Source organism: Roseateles asaccharophilus (genome assembly GCF_031458115.1).
GTDB classification, from domain to species: domain Bacteria; phylum Pseudomonadota; class Gammaproteobacteria; order Burkholderiales; family Burkholderiaceae_C; genus Pelomonas; species Pelomonas asaccharophilus_A.
Genome location: NZ_JAVDXV010000012.1, coordinates 175,490 through 190,784, shown reverse-complemented (window position 1 = coordinate 190,784; position 15,295 = coordinate 175,490). Strand labels below are relative to the sequence as shown.

Sequence of the window (15,295 nt, the reverse complement as noted above, 5' to 3'; positions counted from 1 at the left end):
GGCCTGGGGCTGGTGGGCGTGTGGCTGCGCCAGCGGCGCCAGCCCACTTGAGGCCTACGGCAGCTTCGCCATCAGCTCGTCGACCCACCCCATGAAGGCGCGCAGCCTCGCGCTGACATGCCGCGTCGGCGGGTAGGCCAGGTACATGGGCATGGGGTCGATGTGCCAGCCGTCGAACAGCCGCACCAGCTCGCCCTGGGCCACATGCGGCTCGGCCATGTAGCGCGGCAGCCATAGCGCGCCCATGCCGGCCAGCCCGGCCGCCAGGTAGGCGTTGCCGTCGTCGGCCGACACGACGTGGCGGCTGCGCACCTCCACCGTTTCCTGCACTCGCCGGATCGACATCGCCGCCACGCGTCCGCTGCTGGAGCGCATGAAGCCGACGATGCGGTGCGGCTCCGCCTCCAGGTCGCTCGGATGCGTGGGCATGCCCGCCTCGCTCAGATAGTCGGGCGCGGCGTACACGCCCAGCTGCAGCTCACCGACGCGCCGCGCGATCAGCGACGGCACGCTGACCTCGCCGCCGCGCAGCACGCAGTCGACGTTGTCGCCGATGACGTCCACCACACGGTCAGAGACGCCCATGTCGAGCTGGATGCCCGGGTAGCGGCGGTGGAAGTCGGGCAGCGCGGGCATCAGGATCAGGCGCGCGAAAGGACTGGGCACGTCCACCCGCAGCCGCCCGCTAGTCGCTGCGGAGCCGCTGCCCACGCTGCCGTCGGCGTCTTCCAGGTCGGACAGCAGGCGCACCACGCGCTCGTAGTAGGCCGCGCCCTCGGGCGTCACCGTCACCTGGCGCGTCGTGCGGTGCAGCAGCTTCACGCGCAGGCGCGCTTCCAGCTGCTGCACGAGTTGGGTCACCGTCGTCTTGCTGAGGTTCAGCGTCAACGCGGCCTTGGTGAAGCTGCCCGCCTCCACCACGCGGGCGAAGGCCTGCAGCGCGTCGAATCGGTCCATCGGATCTCCGTTGTTTGGGGGCGCCAAACAGTGTTTGTGCGTCCTGGCTGTTTATCGACAGGTGCGGTCTTCCTAGAGTTTCGACTGTCTCCACACCTTTCTTCAGGACCGCTTCCATGACCGCACGCGACGTCGTCTTCCCCTCCGGCCGCCAGGCCCTCTACGAACACCACCGCTACTCGCCAGCGGTGCGCGCCAACGGCCTGCTGTTCGTCTCCGGCCAAGTCGGCGGCCGCGAGGACGGCTCGCCCGAACCCGACTTCGAGGCCCAGGTGCGGCTCGCCTTCTCCAACCTCAAGGCCGTGCTGCTCGCGGCCGGCTGCACGCTGGATGACCTGGTCGACGTGACGACCTTCCACACCGACCCGGAGCGCCAGTTCGACACCGTGCTCAAGGTGAAGGACGAGATGTTTCCGCAGGCGCCCTATCCGAACTGGACCGCGGTGGGCGTGAACTGGCTGGCAGGGTTCGACTTCGAGATCAAGGTGATTGCGAAGCTGCGTTGACACGCGCTTGGCATCGCTGGCTCAGCGCGGCGCCGGCTGCGGCAGCCGGCCCTCGATCAGCGGCAGCAAAGGCCGCGTGCCTTCGTACAGATGCTCGAACAGCCGCTTCACGCGCGGCACCTGGCGCAGCTCCACGCGGGTCAGCAGCCACAGCTCGCTGCGCCATTCGCGCGGCGGGTCGAACACGCGGCGCAGCGCCGGGTCGGCATCGCCAAGGTAGCAGGGCAAGGCGCCCAGGCCCATGCCGGCGCGCACGAGCTGGCGCACATGCGTGAGGCTGTTGGTGCGCACCGCCACCTGGCGGCCCAGGCCTTCAGCCTCCAGCCAGCGCGCCGAGGCCAGATGGGCCAGGTCGTCGTCCACGCCCACCCAGGGGTGCAGGTCCAGCGTCTTGTCGCTGACGCCACCCAGCTGGCGTGACGCATAGACCGTGGCCTCCACCTTGGCCAGGCGGCGGCCCACCAGCGGCTCGGGCGGCGCGCCGCCGGAACGCAGCGCGACGTCGGTCTCGCCCTGCTGCACATCCAGCAGCGCATTGCCGCTGCGCACCTGCAACTGCACCTGGTTCTTGGCTTGATAGCTGGCCAGCAGCGGCGGCAACAGCTCCTGCATCCACGTGTCGGCGGCGCTCAGGCGCAACAGCCCGCCGGGCCAGGCCTCGCGGCCGCGCAAGCCCTCGGTGACAACCTGCAGCTCGCGCGCCATGCGGCGCGACAGCTCCACCAGCTCGGCCCCGGCGCGTGTGGGCACATAGCCGCCGCGCAGGCGCTCGAACAGGCGCAGGTCCAGCCGCTGCTCCAGCGCACGCAGGCGGCGGAACAGCGTGGCATGGCTGGGGCCACCCGCACCGGCGGCCTTGGCCAGGCCGCCATGGCCGGCAATCAGCTGCAGCAGGCGCAGGTCGTCCCAGTTCAGGTCATTGAAGACAGGCATGTTCATGCGGGCAATTTTGCAATGATCGATTGCAGATTTGCCAACGTTGGCGGCGCGGGCACTTTCTAGACTGGGGTCATCTCAGCACCACACACCTCTGCGCCATGTCCATGTACGAACAGCTGCCGTTCCAGCCCGCCAATGCCGGCGAGATCGACCGCCTGGTGGCCGACTTCCCGCTGGCCACGCTGGTCAGCGCCAATGACGGCCGCATGCTGGCCACGCCGCTGCCGCTGATCCTGCAGCGCGATGCCAACAGCGGCGAGGCACGGCTGATCGGCCACCTGTCGCGCCGCAACCCGCAGTTCGCGATGTTGCAACGCCAGCCGCGCGCGCTGGCCACGTTCACCGGCGCGCAGGGCTACATCGCCAGCAGCTGGATGAGCAACCGCCGCTATGCGCCGACGTGGAACTACGAGTTCCTGCAGTTCGAGCTGCACGTGACGATAGAAGACACCCCCGAGGCGACGCTGCGCGCGCTGGAGCTGCTGAGCGCCCACGTCGAGGCGCCCTACCCCCGGCCCTGGCAGCCCAGCGAGATGGGGCCGCGGTTCGCGCAACTGGCCCAGTACATCGTGCCGTTCAGCGCGCGCATCCTCGACACGCGGGCGCAGTTCAAGCTGGGCCAGGGCGACCCGGCCGATGCGCGCGAAGACGCCTATGCGGGCCTGGCCCGCTACGGCGGCCACCAGCTGGCCGCGGCAATGCGGCGGCACGAGGAGCTGGTGCGGGCGTCCTAAGCCCCGCGGTTCGCGGCCCAGCGCTTGAGCATCTCGGCCTCCTGCTCCGCCGAGAACGCCATGCGCGTGCGGGCGTCCTTTTCCTGCTTGAGCTGGCCCTGGTACCAGGCCAGCGTGTCGGCCGCCGTCTGCTCGATGGGGCGGAAGCGCAGCCCGGCCTGCACGGCGCGCGTGTTCTTCCAGGTGTGGAAGCCGCGCGTGTCACCGAGGTCGGGAGCCCAGATCGGGAAGTTCAGCCCTTGTTGCTTGGCGACGAACTCGCCCGGCACCCAGGTGACAGTGCTCGGCGTGCGCGTGGCCTTCTGGCAGGCGGCGATGACGCGCCCCCAGGTCATGGGCTGCTCGGGGCCCAGGGCATTGAAGCGGCCGACGGTGCGCTGCTCGACCAGCAGCACGAGCCAGGCGGCCAGGTCGCGCACATCGATAAGCTGCAGCGGGTCGGCCGGCGCGCCGGGCACGGCGATCTCGCCACCCTTGTCGAAGCGCGCGGGCCAGTAGGTGAAGCGGCCGCTCGGGTCGTCCGGGCCGACGATGTAGCCCGGGCGGATGATGGTGGTGCGACCGGGCAGCGCGGCCTCGGCCGCGCCTTCGCAGGCCGCCTTGAGCCCGCCGTAGTTCTCGAAGTTCTTGCCCATCTCTTCGACCTTGGGGTCAGCCAGCGCGGCCAGCGGCGTGTCCTCGTCGCCGCCGATGGGGCTGGGCTCCTTGTAGCAGCTGATGCTGGACAGGTAGAGGTAGTGCTTGACGCGCGGCGCCAGCAGCTGGGCCGACGCGCTCACCATGCGCGGGTAGAAGCCCGAGTCGTCGATGACGGCGTCCCATTCGCCAGTCTCCAGCGACTTGAGCCCCTCGCCCTTCAGCGGGTCGCGGTCGCCCTGGCGCTTCTCGATGTGCGGAAACAGGCCCGGGCGCGTGCGGCCGCGGTTGAACAGCGTCAGCGTGTGCCCGCGCTTCTCCGCCGCCTCCACGATGGCCGGGCCGAGGAAGCCCGTGCCGCCGAGGATGAGGATGCGCTTCGGGCTGGGCGCTGTTGCCGCGAATGCGGCGCTGGGTAGCAAGGCAGTGCTCATCTGCAGGACTTGTCGGCGTGAGAGGGCGATCTTCATGTGGGAGTCTCCTTGCGATTGAACACGGGTGATGCGGAAAGGCTCGCCTCGCCATGGCGGCGATTGACGAGCCGGCCCAGCCAGCCCGCCACCGCGACCCAGGCGCCGGCGCAGCCCAACGCTGCGAGCGACACCGGCACCATCAGCGCGGCGAACAGCGTGGGCGCCCAGACGCCGATGAAGTCGCCGCCTCGGAAGACGAAGGTGTCGATGAAAGCCTTGGACTTGTAGCGTTCCTCCGGCCCGAGCGGGATGTAGAGGATCTCGCGGGCTGGCCGGTCCACCGCGTAATGGATGCCGCGGCGCAGCACCTGCACGAGCGCCAGCACGAGGAAGCTGGGCCACAGCGCCAGCGCGCCGAAGCCTATGGTCGTCAGCAGCGGCAGCACCAGCAGCACGCCCGACACGCCGATGCCGCGCAGCAGCCGGCTGGTCAGCAGCAACTGCACGGTCAGCGTCAGCACATTGGTCCAGAAGTCCAGCTTGGCGAAGGCGGCCGTGCGCTCGGCCGGGCTGGCGAAGGTCTTGGCGACGATGTCGCCCTGCATCAGGTACAGGAAGGTGGACGCCACGGTGAACAGCAGCATGTAGGCGCAGATCAGCTGCAGGTAGCGCGAGCCGGCAATGGCGCGCAGGCCGGCCTTGAAGTCCGGCCCGGGCTCGCGTGACTGCTGGCCGGTGGCGGCCGACAGCTGGAAGTGCGCGGCCAAACGCTGCATGAAGAACACCGCCGCCTCCAGCCCGAGCACGGCCAGCAGCATCAGGCCGGCGGTGGGCAGCTTGAAGCCCCAGCTGCCGCTGCTCAAACCCTGCGTCACCGCCGCACCGACGACGGCACCCAGCGTGCCGCCCATGGAGACCATGCCGAACAGGCGCTTGCCCTGGTCCTCGGTGAACACGTCGGCCATCAGGCTCCAGAACACCGACACGACGAACAGGTTGAAGACGCTCAGCCACACGTAGAACGCGTAGCCCAGCAACTCGCCGCCATGCGCCGGCAGCGCCTGGAACAGCGCGGCGAACACCAGCAGGTTTACCGCAAAGAAGTGCGCCACCAGCGGAATGAAGCGCCGGCGCGGCAGGCGCGACACCAGCGCCGCGTAGACCGGGTTGACGACCAGCATGACGGCCAGCGTCGTCGTCATCAGCCAGGGCAGCCAGTCGGCGCCGCGCGCGATGCCCATGGCCTCGCGCACCGGCCGCAGCAGGTACAGGCTGAGCAGCAGGCAGAAGAAATAGGCCGCAGCCAGCAACAGCGCGCGGCCTTCGCCGGGGCGCAGCAGCACCAGTCGCTGCAGTCTTGAGGTCAGGGCCGTCATGGCCGCGATTAGCGCGCGGCGTGTTGGCCGCTGCGATTCGTCACGGCGGGAAAACCCACGCAGGCAAAACCCACGGTGCCAAAAGCAACAGGCTCGATCCGTTGCCGGAGCGAGCCTGTTTGATGGCGCGAGATGCGCTTACTTCTTCTTGACGGGCGGCACGTCCGTGCAGGTGCCGTGCGCCACTTCCGCAGCCATGCCCAGGCTCTCGCCCAGCGTCGGATGCGGGTGGATGGTCTTGCCGATGTCCACCGCGTCGGCGCCCATCTCGATGGCCAGCGCGATCTCGCCGATCATGTCACCGGCGTGCGTGCCCACGATGCCGCCGCCGATGATGCGGTGGCTTTCCTCGTCGAAGATCAGCTTGGTGAAGCCCTCGTCGCGGCCGTTGGCAATCGCGCGGCCCGAGGCCGTCCACGGGAACAGGCCCTTGGTGATCTTGATGCCCTTGGCCTTGGCCTCGTCCTCGGTCATGCCCACCCAGGCCACTTCGGGGTCGGTGTAGGCCACGCTCGGGATCACGCGCGCGTCGAACTGGCTCTTCTTGAGCTTGTCGTCACCCAGGATCTCGCCGGCACAGACTTCCGCTGCCACATGGCCTTCGTGCACCGCCTTGTGGGCCAGCATGGGCTGGCCGACGATGTCGCCGATGGCGAACACGCTGGGCACGTTGGTGCGCATCTGCACGTCGACCGGGATGAAGCCGCGGTCGCCGACGATGACGCCGGCGTTCTCGGCCGCGATCTTCTTGCCGTTGGGCGTGCGGCCCACGGCCTGCAGCACGAGGTCGTAGCGCTGCGGCTCCTTCGGGGCGCCCTCGCCTTCAAAGGTCACGTAGATGCCGTCGGGCCTGGCTTCCGCCGCCACCGTCTTCGTGTTCAACATGATGTTGTCGAAGCGGTGCGCGTTGAACTTCTGCCAGACCTTGACGAGGTCGCGGTCCGCGCCGGTCATCAGCGTGGGCAGCATTTCGACGACGTCCAGGCGTGCGCCCAGCGTGGAGTACACCGTGCCCATTTCGAGGCCGATGATGCCGCCGCCGACGATGAGCATCCGCTCAGGCTTGACGCCCATTTCGAGCGCGCCGGTGGAATCGACGATGCGCGGGTCGTTGGGCAGGAAGGGCAGGCGCACGGCCTGGGAACCGGCCGCGATGATGAGGCGCTTGAAGGCCACGGTTTGCACCGCGCCCGTCTTGGCCTGGCCCACAGCACCTTCGGTCGCTTCGACCTTCAGGTTCTGCGCGTCCAGCAGCGAGCCGACACCGCGCAGCACGGTGACCTTGCGCATCTTGGCCATCGCGTTGAGGCCGTTGGTCAGCTTGCCGGTGACCTTGTTCTTGTGCGCGCGCAGCTTGTCGATGTCGACGGTGGGCGTGCCGAACACGACACCCAGGTCGGCCATGTGGCTGGCCTCGTCCATGACAGCCGCGACGTGCAGCAGCGCCTTGGACGGGATGCAGCCCACGTTCAGGCAGACACCGCCCAGCGTCGCGTAACGCTCGACGAGGGCGACCTTCAGGCCCAGGTCGGCGGCGCGGAACGCAGCCGAATAGCCGCCGGGGCCGCCGCCCAGGACGACGACGTCGAAGGCCTGGTCGGCGCTGCCGGAATAGGTCGCGGCCGCGGGCGCTTGCACGGGCGCAGCAGCAACCGGAGCTGGAGCCGCAGCGGGCGCCGGCGCGGGTGCAGCCGCATCACTGCTTTCCAGCGACAGGATGACCGAGCCCTTGGCGACCTTGTCGCCCAGCTTGACCTTGATCTCCTTGACGACGCCGGCAGCGGACGACGGGATCTCCATCGACGCCTTGTCGCTCTCGACGGTGATCAGGCTCTGCTCAACCTTGACGGTGTCGCCGGCCTTGACCAGCACCTCGATGACGCCGACTTCGTCGAAGTCACCGATGTCTGGAACTTGAACTTCAATGAGTGCCATTGGTCCAGCTCCTGATCAGAGGGCGATGCGGCGGAAGTCCGCCAGCAGCGACGCGAAGTAGACGTTGAAGCGCGCGGCCGCGGCGCCGTCGATGACGCGGTGGTCCCACGACAGCGACAGCGGCAGGATCAGGCGCGGCACGAAGGCCTTGCCGTCCCACACGGGCTCCATCGAGCTCTTGCAGACGCCCATGATGGCCACTTCCGGCGCGTTGATGATGGGCGTGAAGTACTTGCCGCCGATACCGCCCAGCGACGAGATCGAGAAGCAGCCGCCGGTCATGTCGGCCGGGCCCAGCTTGCCGTCGCGCGCCTTCTTGGCGAGGTCCGACATTTCCTGGCTGATCTGGAAGATGCCCTTCTTGTCGGCGTCCCGGATGACGGGCACGACCAGACCGTTGGGCGTGTCCGCGGCGAAGCCGATGTGGAAGTAGTTCTTCAGCACGAGCGTGTCGCCGTCCAGCGAGCTGTTGAACTCGGGGAACTTCTTCAGCGCCGCGACGGCCGCCTTGATCATGAACGCGAGCATCGTGACCTTGATGCCGGCCTTCTCGTTCTCCTTGTTCAGCTGAACGCGGAAGGCCTCCAGCTCGGTGATGTCGGCATCGTCATGGTTCGTCACGTGCGGGATGACGACCCAGTTGCGGTGCAGGTTGGCGCCCGAGATCTTCTTGATGCGCGACAGTTCCTTGCGCTCGGTGGGGCCGAACTTGTCGAAGTCCACCTTGGGCCAGGCCAGCACGTTGAGGCCCGAACCGCCACCGCCCGACGAAGCGGGAGCGACGGCCTTCTGCGCGGCGGTCTGCGTCGTGCCTGCCATCACGGCCTTCACGAAGCCCTGCACGTCGGTCTCTGTGATGCGGCCCTTGGCGCCGCTGCCCTTGACCTCGGCCAGCGGCACGCCCAGCTCGCGGGCGAGCTTGCGGATGCTGGGCGATGCGTGCGGCAGCTGGCCGGTGGGCGCGGTGGGCTGGTGCGCGGGCAGTGCCGCAGCCGGTGCGGCACTGGCATGGGCCGGAACGGCTGCGGGGGTCGCAGCGGCCGGAGCAGGCGAGGCAGCGACCGGCGCCGGTGCAGGCGCAGCGGCAGCACCGCCGGCTGCCTTCACGCGGGCCAGGGCCGAGCCCTTGGCGACCTTGTCGCCGATCTTGACCAGCACTTGCTCGACGACGCCGGCCGTGGACGACGGGATCTCCATCGAGGCCTTGTCGCTCTCGACGGTGATGAGGCTCTGCTCGACCTTGACGGTGTCGCCCACCTTGACCAGCAACTCGATGACGGCGACCTCGTCGAAGTCGCCGATGTCCGGCACGACGACTGTGACGCTGCCGCCGGCTGCGGCGGGTGCCGGAGCGGGTTCAGCAGCGGGCGCCGGCGCCGGAGCGGCGGCGGCAGGAGCCGGTGCGGGCGCTGCGGCTGCGGGCGCCGGGGCGGCGGCGGCATCGCCTTCCACCACAACCAGCACGCTGCCCTGCTTGACCTTGTCGCCCACGGCGACCTTGATCTCCTTGACCACGCCGGCCTGCGACGACGGGATCTCCATCGATGCCTTGTCGCTCTCGACGGTCACCAGGCTCTGCTCGACCTTGACGGTGTCGCCGACCTTGACCAGCAGCTCGATGACGCCGACCTCGTCGAAATCGCCGATGTCAGGAACCTTGACTTCAACCAATGCCATGTCTTGTCTCCCGGGCTCTTAGGCGTACAGCGGGTTGATCTTGTTGGCGTCGATGCCGTACTTGGCGATCGCTTCCGCCACCTTGGTCATCGGGACCAGGCCGTCATCGGCCAGCGCCTTCAGCGCGGCGACGACGATGTAGTGGCGGTTCACCTCGAAGTGCTCGCGCAGCTTGGAGCGGAAGTCCGAACGACCGAAGCCGTCGGTGCCCAGCACCTTGTATGTGCGGCCCTTGGGGATGAAGGCGCGGATCTGCTCCGCGTAGTTCTTCATGTAGTCGGTGGACGCGATGACCGGGCCGGTCGTGCGGCCCAGCTGCTGCGTCACGAACGGCACGCAGGCCAGCTCGGTCGGGTGCAGCAGGTTCCAGCGCTCGGCGTTCTGGCCGTCGCGGGTCAGCTCGTTGAAGCTCGGGCAGCTCCACACGTTGGCGCCGATGCCCCACTCCTCTTCCAGCAGCATCTTGGCGATCTGGCTCTCGCGCAGGATGGTGCCCGAGCCCAGCAGGTTGACGCTGACGGTCTTCGACGCGTCGGCCTCTTCCAGCAAGTACATGCCCTTGAGGATCTGCTCCTCTGTGCCGGCCTTCAGGCCCGGCATCGGGTAGTTCTCGTTCAGCAGGGTGATGTAGTAGAAGACGTTCTCCTGGTCTTCCACCATGCGCTTCAAGCCGCGCTGCATGATGACCGCCACTTCGTGTGCGAAGGTCGGGTCGTAGGACACGCAGTTGGGGATGGTGTTGGCCAGGATGTGGCTGTGACCGTCTTCGTGCTGCAGGCCTTCGCCATTGAGCGTCGTGCGGCCGGACGTGCCGCCCAACAGGAAGCCGCGGGCCTGCATGTCGCCCGCCGCCCAGGCCAGGTCGCCGATACGCTGGAAGCCGAACATCGAGTAGTAGACGTAGAACGGGATCATGACCCGGTTGTTCGTCGAGTAGCTCGTGGCCGCAGCGATCCAGCTGGCCATGCCGCCGGCTTCGTTGATGCCTTCCTGCAGGATCTGGCCGGCCTTGTCCTCGCGGTAGTACATGACCTGGTCCTTGTCGACCGGGGTGTACAGCTGGCCCTTGGGGTTGTAGATGCCGATCTGGCGGAACAGGCCTTCCATGCCGAAGGTGCGAGCCTCGTCAACCAGGATGGGCACGACGCGCGGGCCGATGTCCTTGTCGCGCAGCAGCTGCGTCAGGAAGCGCACATAGGCCTGGGTCGTCGAGATCTCGCGGCCTTCGGCGGTCGGGTCCAGCACGGCCTGGAACGTCGCCAGCTCGGGCACGGTGAACTGTTCTTCGGCCTTGGCGCGGCGGCTGGGCAGGTAGCCGCCCAGCGCCTGGCGGCGCTCGTGCAGGTAGCGCATTTCCGGCGTGTCGTCGGCCGGCTTGTAGTACGGGATCTTGGCCAGCTCGCTGTCCGGGATCGGAATACTGAAGCGGTCGCGGATGTACTTGATGTCGTCGTCGGTCAGCTTCTTGGTCTGGTGGACGGTGTTCTTGCCTTCACCGGCCTTGCCCATGCCGTAGCCCTTGACGGTCTTGACCAGCAGCACGGTGGGCTGGCCCGTCTTGTTGTTGTGGGCCTTCTCGAAGGCGGCGTAGACCTTCTCGGGCTCATGGCCGCCGCGGCGCAGGTCGAAGATCTCTTCGTCGCTCATGTGGGCGACGAGCTTGGCGGTCTCGGGGTACTTGCCGAAGAAGTTCTTGCGGACGAAGGCGCCGTCGTTGGCCTTCATGGCCTGGTAGTCGCCGTCCAGCGTTTCCATCATCAGCTGCTTCAACTTGCCGCTCTTGTCGCGCGCCAGCAGCTCGTCCCAGCCCTTGCCCCAGATCAGCTTGATGACGTTCCAGCCGCTGCCGCGGAACTCGCCTTCCAGCTCCTGGATGATCTTGCCGTTGCCGCGCACCGGGCCGTCCAGGCGCTGCAGGTTGCAGTTGACGACGAACACGAGGTTGTCGAGGTTCTCGCGGGCCGCCAGGCTGATTGCGCCCAGGCTTTCCGGCTCGTCCATCTCGCCGTCGCCCATGAAGGCCCAGACCTTGCGGTTCTCGGTGTTGGCAATGCCGCGCGCGTGCAGGTACTTCAGGAAACGCGCCTGGTAGATCGCCATCAGCGGGCCTAAGCCCATGCTGACGGTCGGGAACTGCCAGAAGTTGGGCATCAGCTTCGGGTGCGGGTAGCTGGACAGGCCCTTGCCGTCGACTTCCTGGCGGAAGTTGTCCAGCTGCTCTTCGCTCAGACGGCCTTCCAGGAAGGCGCGGGCGTAGATGCCGGGCGCGCTGTGGCCCTGGATGTAGAGGCAGTCGCCGCCGTGGTCGCCGTTGTCGGCGTGCCAGAAGTGGTTGAAGCCGGCACCGAACATGCTGGCCACCGACGCGAACGAGCCGATGTGGCCGCCCAGGTCGCCGCCGTCGGCGGGGTTCAGGCGGTTGGCACGCACGACCATGGCCATCGCGTTCCAGCGCATGTACGCGCGCAGGCGCTTCTCGATCTGGATGTTGCCCGGGCAGCGTGCTTCGGCCGAAGCCTCGATGGTGTTGACGTAGCCGGTGGTGGCCGAGAACGGCAGGTCGATGCTGTGCTGGCGCGCATGCTCCAGCATCTCCTCGATCAGGAAATGGGCGCGCTCGGCACCTTGCCGGTCGATGACGGCCGAAAGGGCATCCAGCCACTCACGGGTTTCCTGCGGGTCTTGGTCGTTCGCGGCGGCGCCGAGAAACTCTTGCGGCTGGGCAGACATGGCCGGTCTCCTTCAAGTGCCGCCTCTGGCGGGCGGCGGGGGTGTTCGACAGGGGCGAGCGGGCGTCAGGCGCCGCGAGCGGGCGAAGTGTCGCATAAAGACCGCCACACTCTCGAATCGTGCGAAGTGTTTTCTTATTGTGAAATTTTTTGCCTTGTTGCCACGGCCAGGATAATTTCAGGATGCCCGACGACACCCTCGCCCCGCGCCGCAGCCGCGGCCAACGCCTGCTGACGCCGCTGCGTCGCCTGATCACCGGCTGGTGGTTCCGGCAGTCGCCGTCGCGGCAGGACCGGCTGGCCACGCTGGGTCCGCTGATCTCGGTGCTGCTGTTCCTGGCCGCCATCATTTCGGCCTTCTGGTACCTGCGGAACGAGGAAATCGAGCGCGAGTCGGAGTCCGTCAAGCGCGACACCGAGATCGCCCAGCAGCAGATCCGCCTGCGCCTCATCGAGAACCAGGAACAGTTGGTGCGCATCGCGCGCGAGGTCGTCACGCGCCAGATCGACGCCCATGAGTTCTCGGCCCAGGCCCAGGCCTTCGCGCGCGAACGCCCGGAGCTGACGCACGTCACCTGGCTCAGCGCCCGCCGCGACCGCCGCAGCAGCGTGGGCGCGGCCGGCTTCCAGGCCGACGGGCTGATGTCGGCGGACGGCAGCGACCCGTCCATGCCCATGCCCAACCAGTCCAACGCGCCGGGCGTGGCCTTCGAGGCGGCCAAGGACAGGCGCCAGCCTGTCTATTCGCCGCCCTTCATCGACACCAACGGCACCACCGTCTTCCAGCTGCACATCCCGCTGATCGACCGCGGCGGCTTTGCCGGCGTGCTGATCGCCGAGTACACGGTGGAGGCGCTGCTGCGCTACTACGTGCCCAGCGAGGTGGCCACGCGGCACAGCATCGCGGTGCTGGACGCCACCGACCAGGTCGTCAGCAGCACCGTCACGCCCATGCCAGGCCAGGGCCTGCGCCGCGCATCCCTGCTGCACGACGTGCCGCTGGCGCCAGCGCTCAACGGCCTGGTGCTGCGCGGCCAGGGCTGGCGCACATCCATCGGCCTCATCAACAACGCCTTGTTCTGGCTGGTTCTGGCGCTGGCCGGCATGACGGTCTGGATGCTGCTGGGCACCTGGCGCCACATGCGCCGGCGCACGCAGATCCAGAACGCGCTGACGCTGGAGACCAACTTCCGCCGCGCGATGGAGAACTCCATGCTGACCGGCATGCGCGCCATGGACATGGACACGCGCATCAGCTACGTGAACCCGGCCTTCTGCGCGATGACCGGCTTCTCCGAGGCCGACCTGGTGGGCCGCACGCCGCCCTACCCCTTCTGGCCCGCGGACCGCCGCGAGGAGAACGCGCGCCTGCTGCAGCAGGAGCTGCAGGGCAAGAGCCCGTCGGGCGGCGTGGAAGTGAAGATCCAGCGCAAGGACGGCAGCCAGTTCGACGCCCGCGTCTATGTGTCGCCGCTGGTGGACACGCGCGGCAAGCAGACCGGCTGGATGACCTCGATGACCAACATCACCGAGGCCAAGCGCGTACGCGACCAGCTGACCGCCTCGCACGAACGCTTCACCACCGTGCTGGAGGGGCTGGACGCGGCCGTGTCCGTGTTGTCCGTTCAGCCGCCCGAACTGCTGTTCGCCAACCGCAGCTACCGGCTGTGGTTCGGCGCCGACCCGGCCGGCCACGCGCTGCTGGCCGGCGGCCAGCTGAGCGGCACCACCAGCCGCCGTGGCGGCCTGGGCGATGGGCAGGACGAGGAGGTCGACGACTACTCCGGCCTGCCTGCCGAGGCGCTGACCGACATCGGCTCCGACCCCCGCGAGGTCTATGTGGAGTCGCTGGCCATGTGGTTTGACGTGCGCGCCCGCTACCTGCAGTGGACCGATGGCCGCCTGGCGCAGATGCTGATCGCGACGGACATCACGATGCGCCGCCACGCCGAGGCGCAGGCCGCACTGCAGGCCGAGAAGGCCCAGGTGACCAGCCGCTTGATGACCATGGGCGAGATGGCTTCCAGCGTCGCCCATGAGCTGAACCAGCCGCTGACCGCCATCACCAACTACTGCAACGGCATGGTCAGCCGCGTGCGCGCCGACTCGATAGACAAGGACGCGCTGATGGCGGCGCTGGAGAAGACCGCCAAGCAGGCCCAGCGCGCCGGCCAGATCATTCACCGCATCCGCAACTTCGTGAAGCGCAGCGAGCCGCAGCGCCAGCCGGCCCACGCGGCCGACATCGTCGAGGACGCGGTCGAGCTGGCCGGCATCGAGCTGCGCCGCCGCAACGTGGCCATTCACACCTATGTGGCCCAGCGGCTGCCACAGATGATGGTGGACCCCATCCTCATCGAGCAGGTATTGATGAACCTGCTGAAGAACGCCGCCGAGGCCATCGACAACGCGTCGCTGCCCACGTCGCGGCGCCACATCGAGCTGCGCGTCGTGCCCAAGCACAGCGCCGAGCTGGGCGGGCAGATCGAGTTCTCCGTCACCGACATGGGGCCGGGTTTGCCCGATGAGGTGTTGTCCCGCATGTATGAGGCCTTCTTCTCGACCAAGGCCGACGGCATGGGCATCGGATTAGGGTTATGCCGGTCCATCGTCGAGTCCCACCAGGGCCGGATAAAAGCCGAGAACCTCTACAATGGCTCCTTGGTCGTCGGCTGCAGATTCGCCTTCACGATTCCGGTCACGATCACCTCAGAACACCTGCGAGCAGACCCAGCCGGCAGCGCTCAGAGAACCGAACCCAGCACACCATGAGCTTGATCCCCAAGAAGGGCAACGTCTACGTTGTCGACGACGACGAAGCGGTCCGCGATTCCCTGCAATGGCTGCTTGAAGGCAAGGACTACCGGGTCAAGTGCTTTGACTCCGCCGAATCCTTCCTCGCGCGCTACGACCCCCGTGAGGTGGCCTGCCTCATCGCCGACATCCGCATGGATGGCATGACCGGCCTGGAACTCCAGGACCGCCTCATCGAGCGCAAGAGCCCCTTGCCCATCGTCTTCATCACCGGCCACGGCGACGTGCCCATGGCCGTGCAGACGATGAAGAAGGGCGCGATGGACTTCATCGAGAAGCCGTTCAAGGAAGAAGAACTGCTGGCCCTGGTGGAGCGCATGCTCGACCAGGCCCGCGACGCCTTCTCCAGCCACCAGGAAGCCGCCAGCCGCGACGCGCTGCTGGCCCGCCTGACGACGCGTGAAGCGCAGGTGCTGGAGCGCATCGTCGCCGGCCGCCTGAACAAGCAGATCGCCGACGACCTGGGCATCAGCATCAAGACGGTGGAGGCGCACCGCGCCAACATCATGGAGAAGCTCAACGCCAACACGGTGGCCGATCTGCTGAAGATTGCGCTTGGTGCCACCGCCAAGGCTTGAC

General features: G+C 67.8%; 11 protein-coding genes. 4 read left to right on the top strand and 7 right to left on the bottom strand.

Going from position 1 to position 15,295, the window contains the following annotated elements:
- Positions 1-54 precede the first annotated feature (54 nt).
- Positions 55-957, bottom strand: a complete 903-nt coding sequence (locus J2X21_RS25810) for a LysR family transcriptional regulator (protein WP_310333012.1) — start codon at positions 955-957, stop codon at positions 55-57.
- Between the two features lie 116 nt (positions 958-1,073).
- Here J2X21_RS25810 and J2X21_RS25805 point away from each other — a divergent pair, with 116 nt between their 5' ends.
- Positions 1,074-1,463, top strand: coding sequence for a RidA family protein (locus J2X21_RS25805; RefSeq protein WP_310333011.1), 390 nt, complete (start codon positions 1,074-1,076; stop codon positions 1,461-1,463).
- Positions 1,464-1,484: 21 nt separating this feature from the next.
- Here the strand turns inward: J2X21_RS25805 and J2X21_RS25800 are convergent, their stop codons facing one another.
- Entirely contained in the window at positions 1,485-2,402 is a 918-nt protein-coding gene (locus J2X21_RS25800) for a LysR family transcriptional regulator (protein WP_310333010.1), read from the bottom strand.
- 98 nt (positions 2,403-2,500) lie between these two features.
- On the opposite strand from J2X21_RS25800, the gene J2X21_RS25795 reads away from it, so the two are divergent.
- Positions 2,501-3,136 carry an FMN-binding negative transcriptional regulator gene (locus J2X21_RS25795; protein ID WP_310333009.1) on the top strand — a complete coding sequence of 212 codons (636 nt, stop codon included), beginning with the start codon at positions 2,501-2,503 and terminating at the stop codon, positions 3,134-3,136.
- Here the strand turns inward: J2X21_RS25795 and J2X21_RS25790 are convergent.
- From J2X21_RS25790 to aceE, 5 genes are all read right to left on the bottom strand, one after another.
- Positions 3,133-4,242 carry a Rossmann-fold NAD(P)-binding domain-containing protein gene (locus J2X21_RS25790; protein WP_310333008.1) on the bottom strand — a complete coding sequence of 370 codons (1,110 nt, stop codon included), beginning with the start codon at positions 4,240-4,242 and terminating at the stop codon, positions 3,133-3,135. The genes J2X21_RS25795 and J2X21_RS25790 overlap by 4 nt on opposite strands.
- Entirely contained in the window at positions 4,239-5,561 is a 1,323-nt protein-coding gene (locus J2X21_RS25785) for an NTP/NDP exchange transporter (protein ID WP_310333007.1), read from the bottom strand. The genes J2X21_RS25790 and J2X21_RS25785 overlap by 4 nt, the downstream gene beginning before the upstream one ends.
- A 138-nt stretch (positions 5,562-5,699) precedes the next feature.
- Positions 5,700-7,496, bottom strand: a complete 1,797-nt coding sequence (lpdA, locus tag J2X21_RS25780) for a dihydrolipoyl dehydrogenase (protein WP_310333006.1) — start codon at positions 7,494-7,496, stop codon at positions 5,700-5,702.
- 15 nt (positions 7,497-7,511) lie between these two features.
- Positions 7,512-9,173: a dihydrolipoyllysine-residue acetyltransferase gene (aceF, locus tag J2X21_RS25775; protein WP_310333005.1), complete on the bottom strand. Its 1,662-nt coding sequence runs from the start codon at positions 9,171-9,173 to the stop codon at positions 7,512-7,514.
- An 18-nt stretch (positions 9,174-9,191) separates the two neighbouring features.
- Complete coding sequence (aceE, locus tag J2X21_RS25770) at positions 9,192-11,903, bottom strand: pyruvate dehydrogenase (acetyl-transferring), homodimeric type (RefSeq protein WP_310333004.1); 2,712 nt, start codon at positions 11,901-11,903, stop codon at positions 9,192-9,194.
- A gap of 182 nt (positions 11,904-12,085) precedes the next feature.
- Between aceE and J2X21_RS25765 the strand changes: the two genes are divergently transcribed.
- The gene (locus J2X21_RS25765) at positions 12,086-14,674 is read left to right on the top strand and encodes a PAS domain S-box protein (protein WP_310333003.1); all 2,589 of its coding nucleotides are present in this window, start codon (positions 12,086-12,088) and stop codon (positions 14,672-14,674) included.
- Positions 14,671-15,294, top strand: a complete 624-nt coding sequence (locus J2X21_RS25760) for a response regulator transcription factor (RefSeq protein WP_088483486.1) — start codon at positions 14,671-14,673, stop codon at positions 15,292-15,294. Before J2X21_RS25765 ends, J2X21_RS25760 begins: the two co-directional genes overlap by 4 nt.
- Position 15,295: the final 1 nt, after the last annotated feature.

Coding starts and splice junctions, on each gene's coding strand:
- J2X21_RS25790 (WP_310333008.1), bottom strand. CDS start 4,242: ATGAAGATCGCCCTCTCACGCCGACAAGTCCTGCAGATGAGCACTGCC.
- lpdA (WP_310333006.1), bottom strand. CDS start 7,496: ATGGCACTCATTGAAGTTCAAGTTCCAGACATCGGTGACTTCGACGAA.
- J2X21_RS25810 (WP_310333012.1), bottom strand. CDS start 957: ATGGACCGATTCGACGCGCTGCAGGCCTTCGCCCGCGTGGTGGAGGCG.
- J2X21_RS25800 (WP_310333010.1), bottom strand. CDS start 2,402: ATGAACATGCCTGTCTTCAATGACCTGAACTGGGACGACCTGCGCCTG.
- aceE (WP_310333004.1), bottom strand. CDS start 11,903: ATGTCTGCCCAGCCGCAAGAGTTTCTCGGCGCCGCCGCGAACGACCAA.
- aceF (WP_310333005.1), bottom strand. CDS start 9,173: ATGGCATTGGTTGAAGTCAAGGTTCCTGACATCGGCGATTTCGACGAG.
- J2X21_RS25805 (WP_310333011.1), top strand. CDS start 1,074: ATGACCGCACGCGACGTCGTCTTCCCCTCCGGCCGCCAGGCCCTCTAC.
- J2X21_RS25795 (WP_310333009.1), top strand. CDS start 2,501: ATGTCCATGTACGAACAGCTGCCGTTCCAGCCCGCCAATGCCGGCGAG.
- J2X21_RS25765 (WP_310333003.1), top strand. CDS start 12,086: ATGCCCGACGACACCCTCGCCCCGCGCCGCAGCCGCGGCCAACGCCTG.
- J2X21_RS25785 (WP_310333007.1), bottom strand. CDS start 5,561: ATGACGGCCCTGACCTCAAGACTGCAGCGACTGGTGCTGCTGCGCCCC.
- J2X21_RS25760 (WP_088483486.1), top strand. CDS start 14,671: ATGAGCTTGATCCCCAAGAAGGGCAACGTCTACGTTGTCGACGACGAC.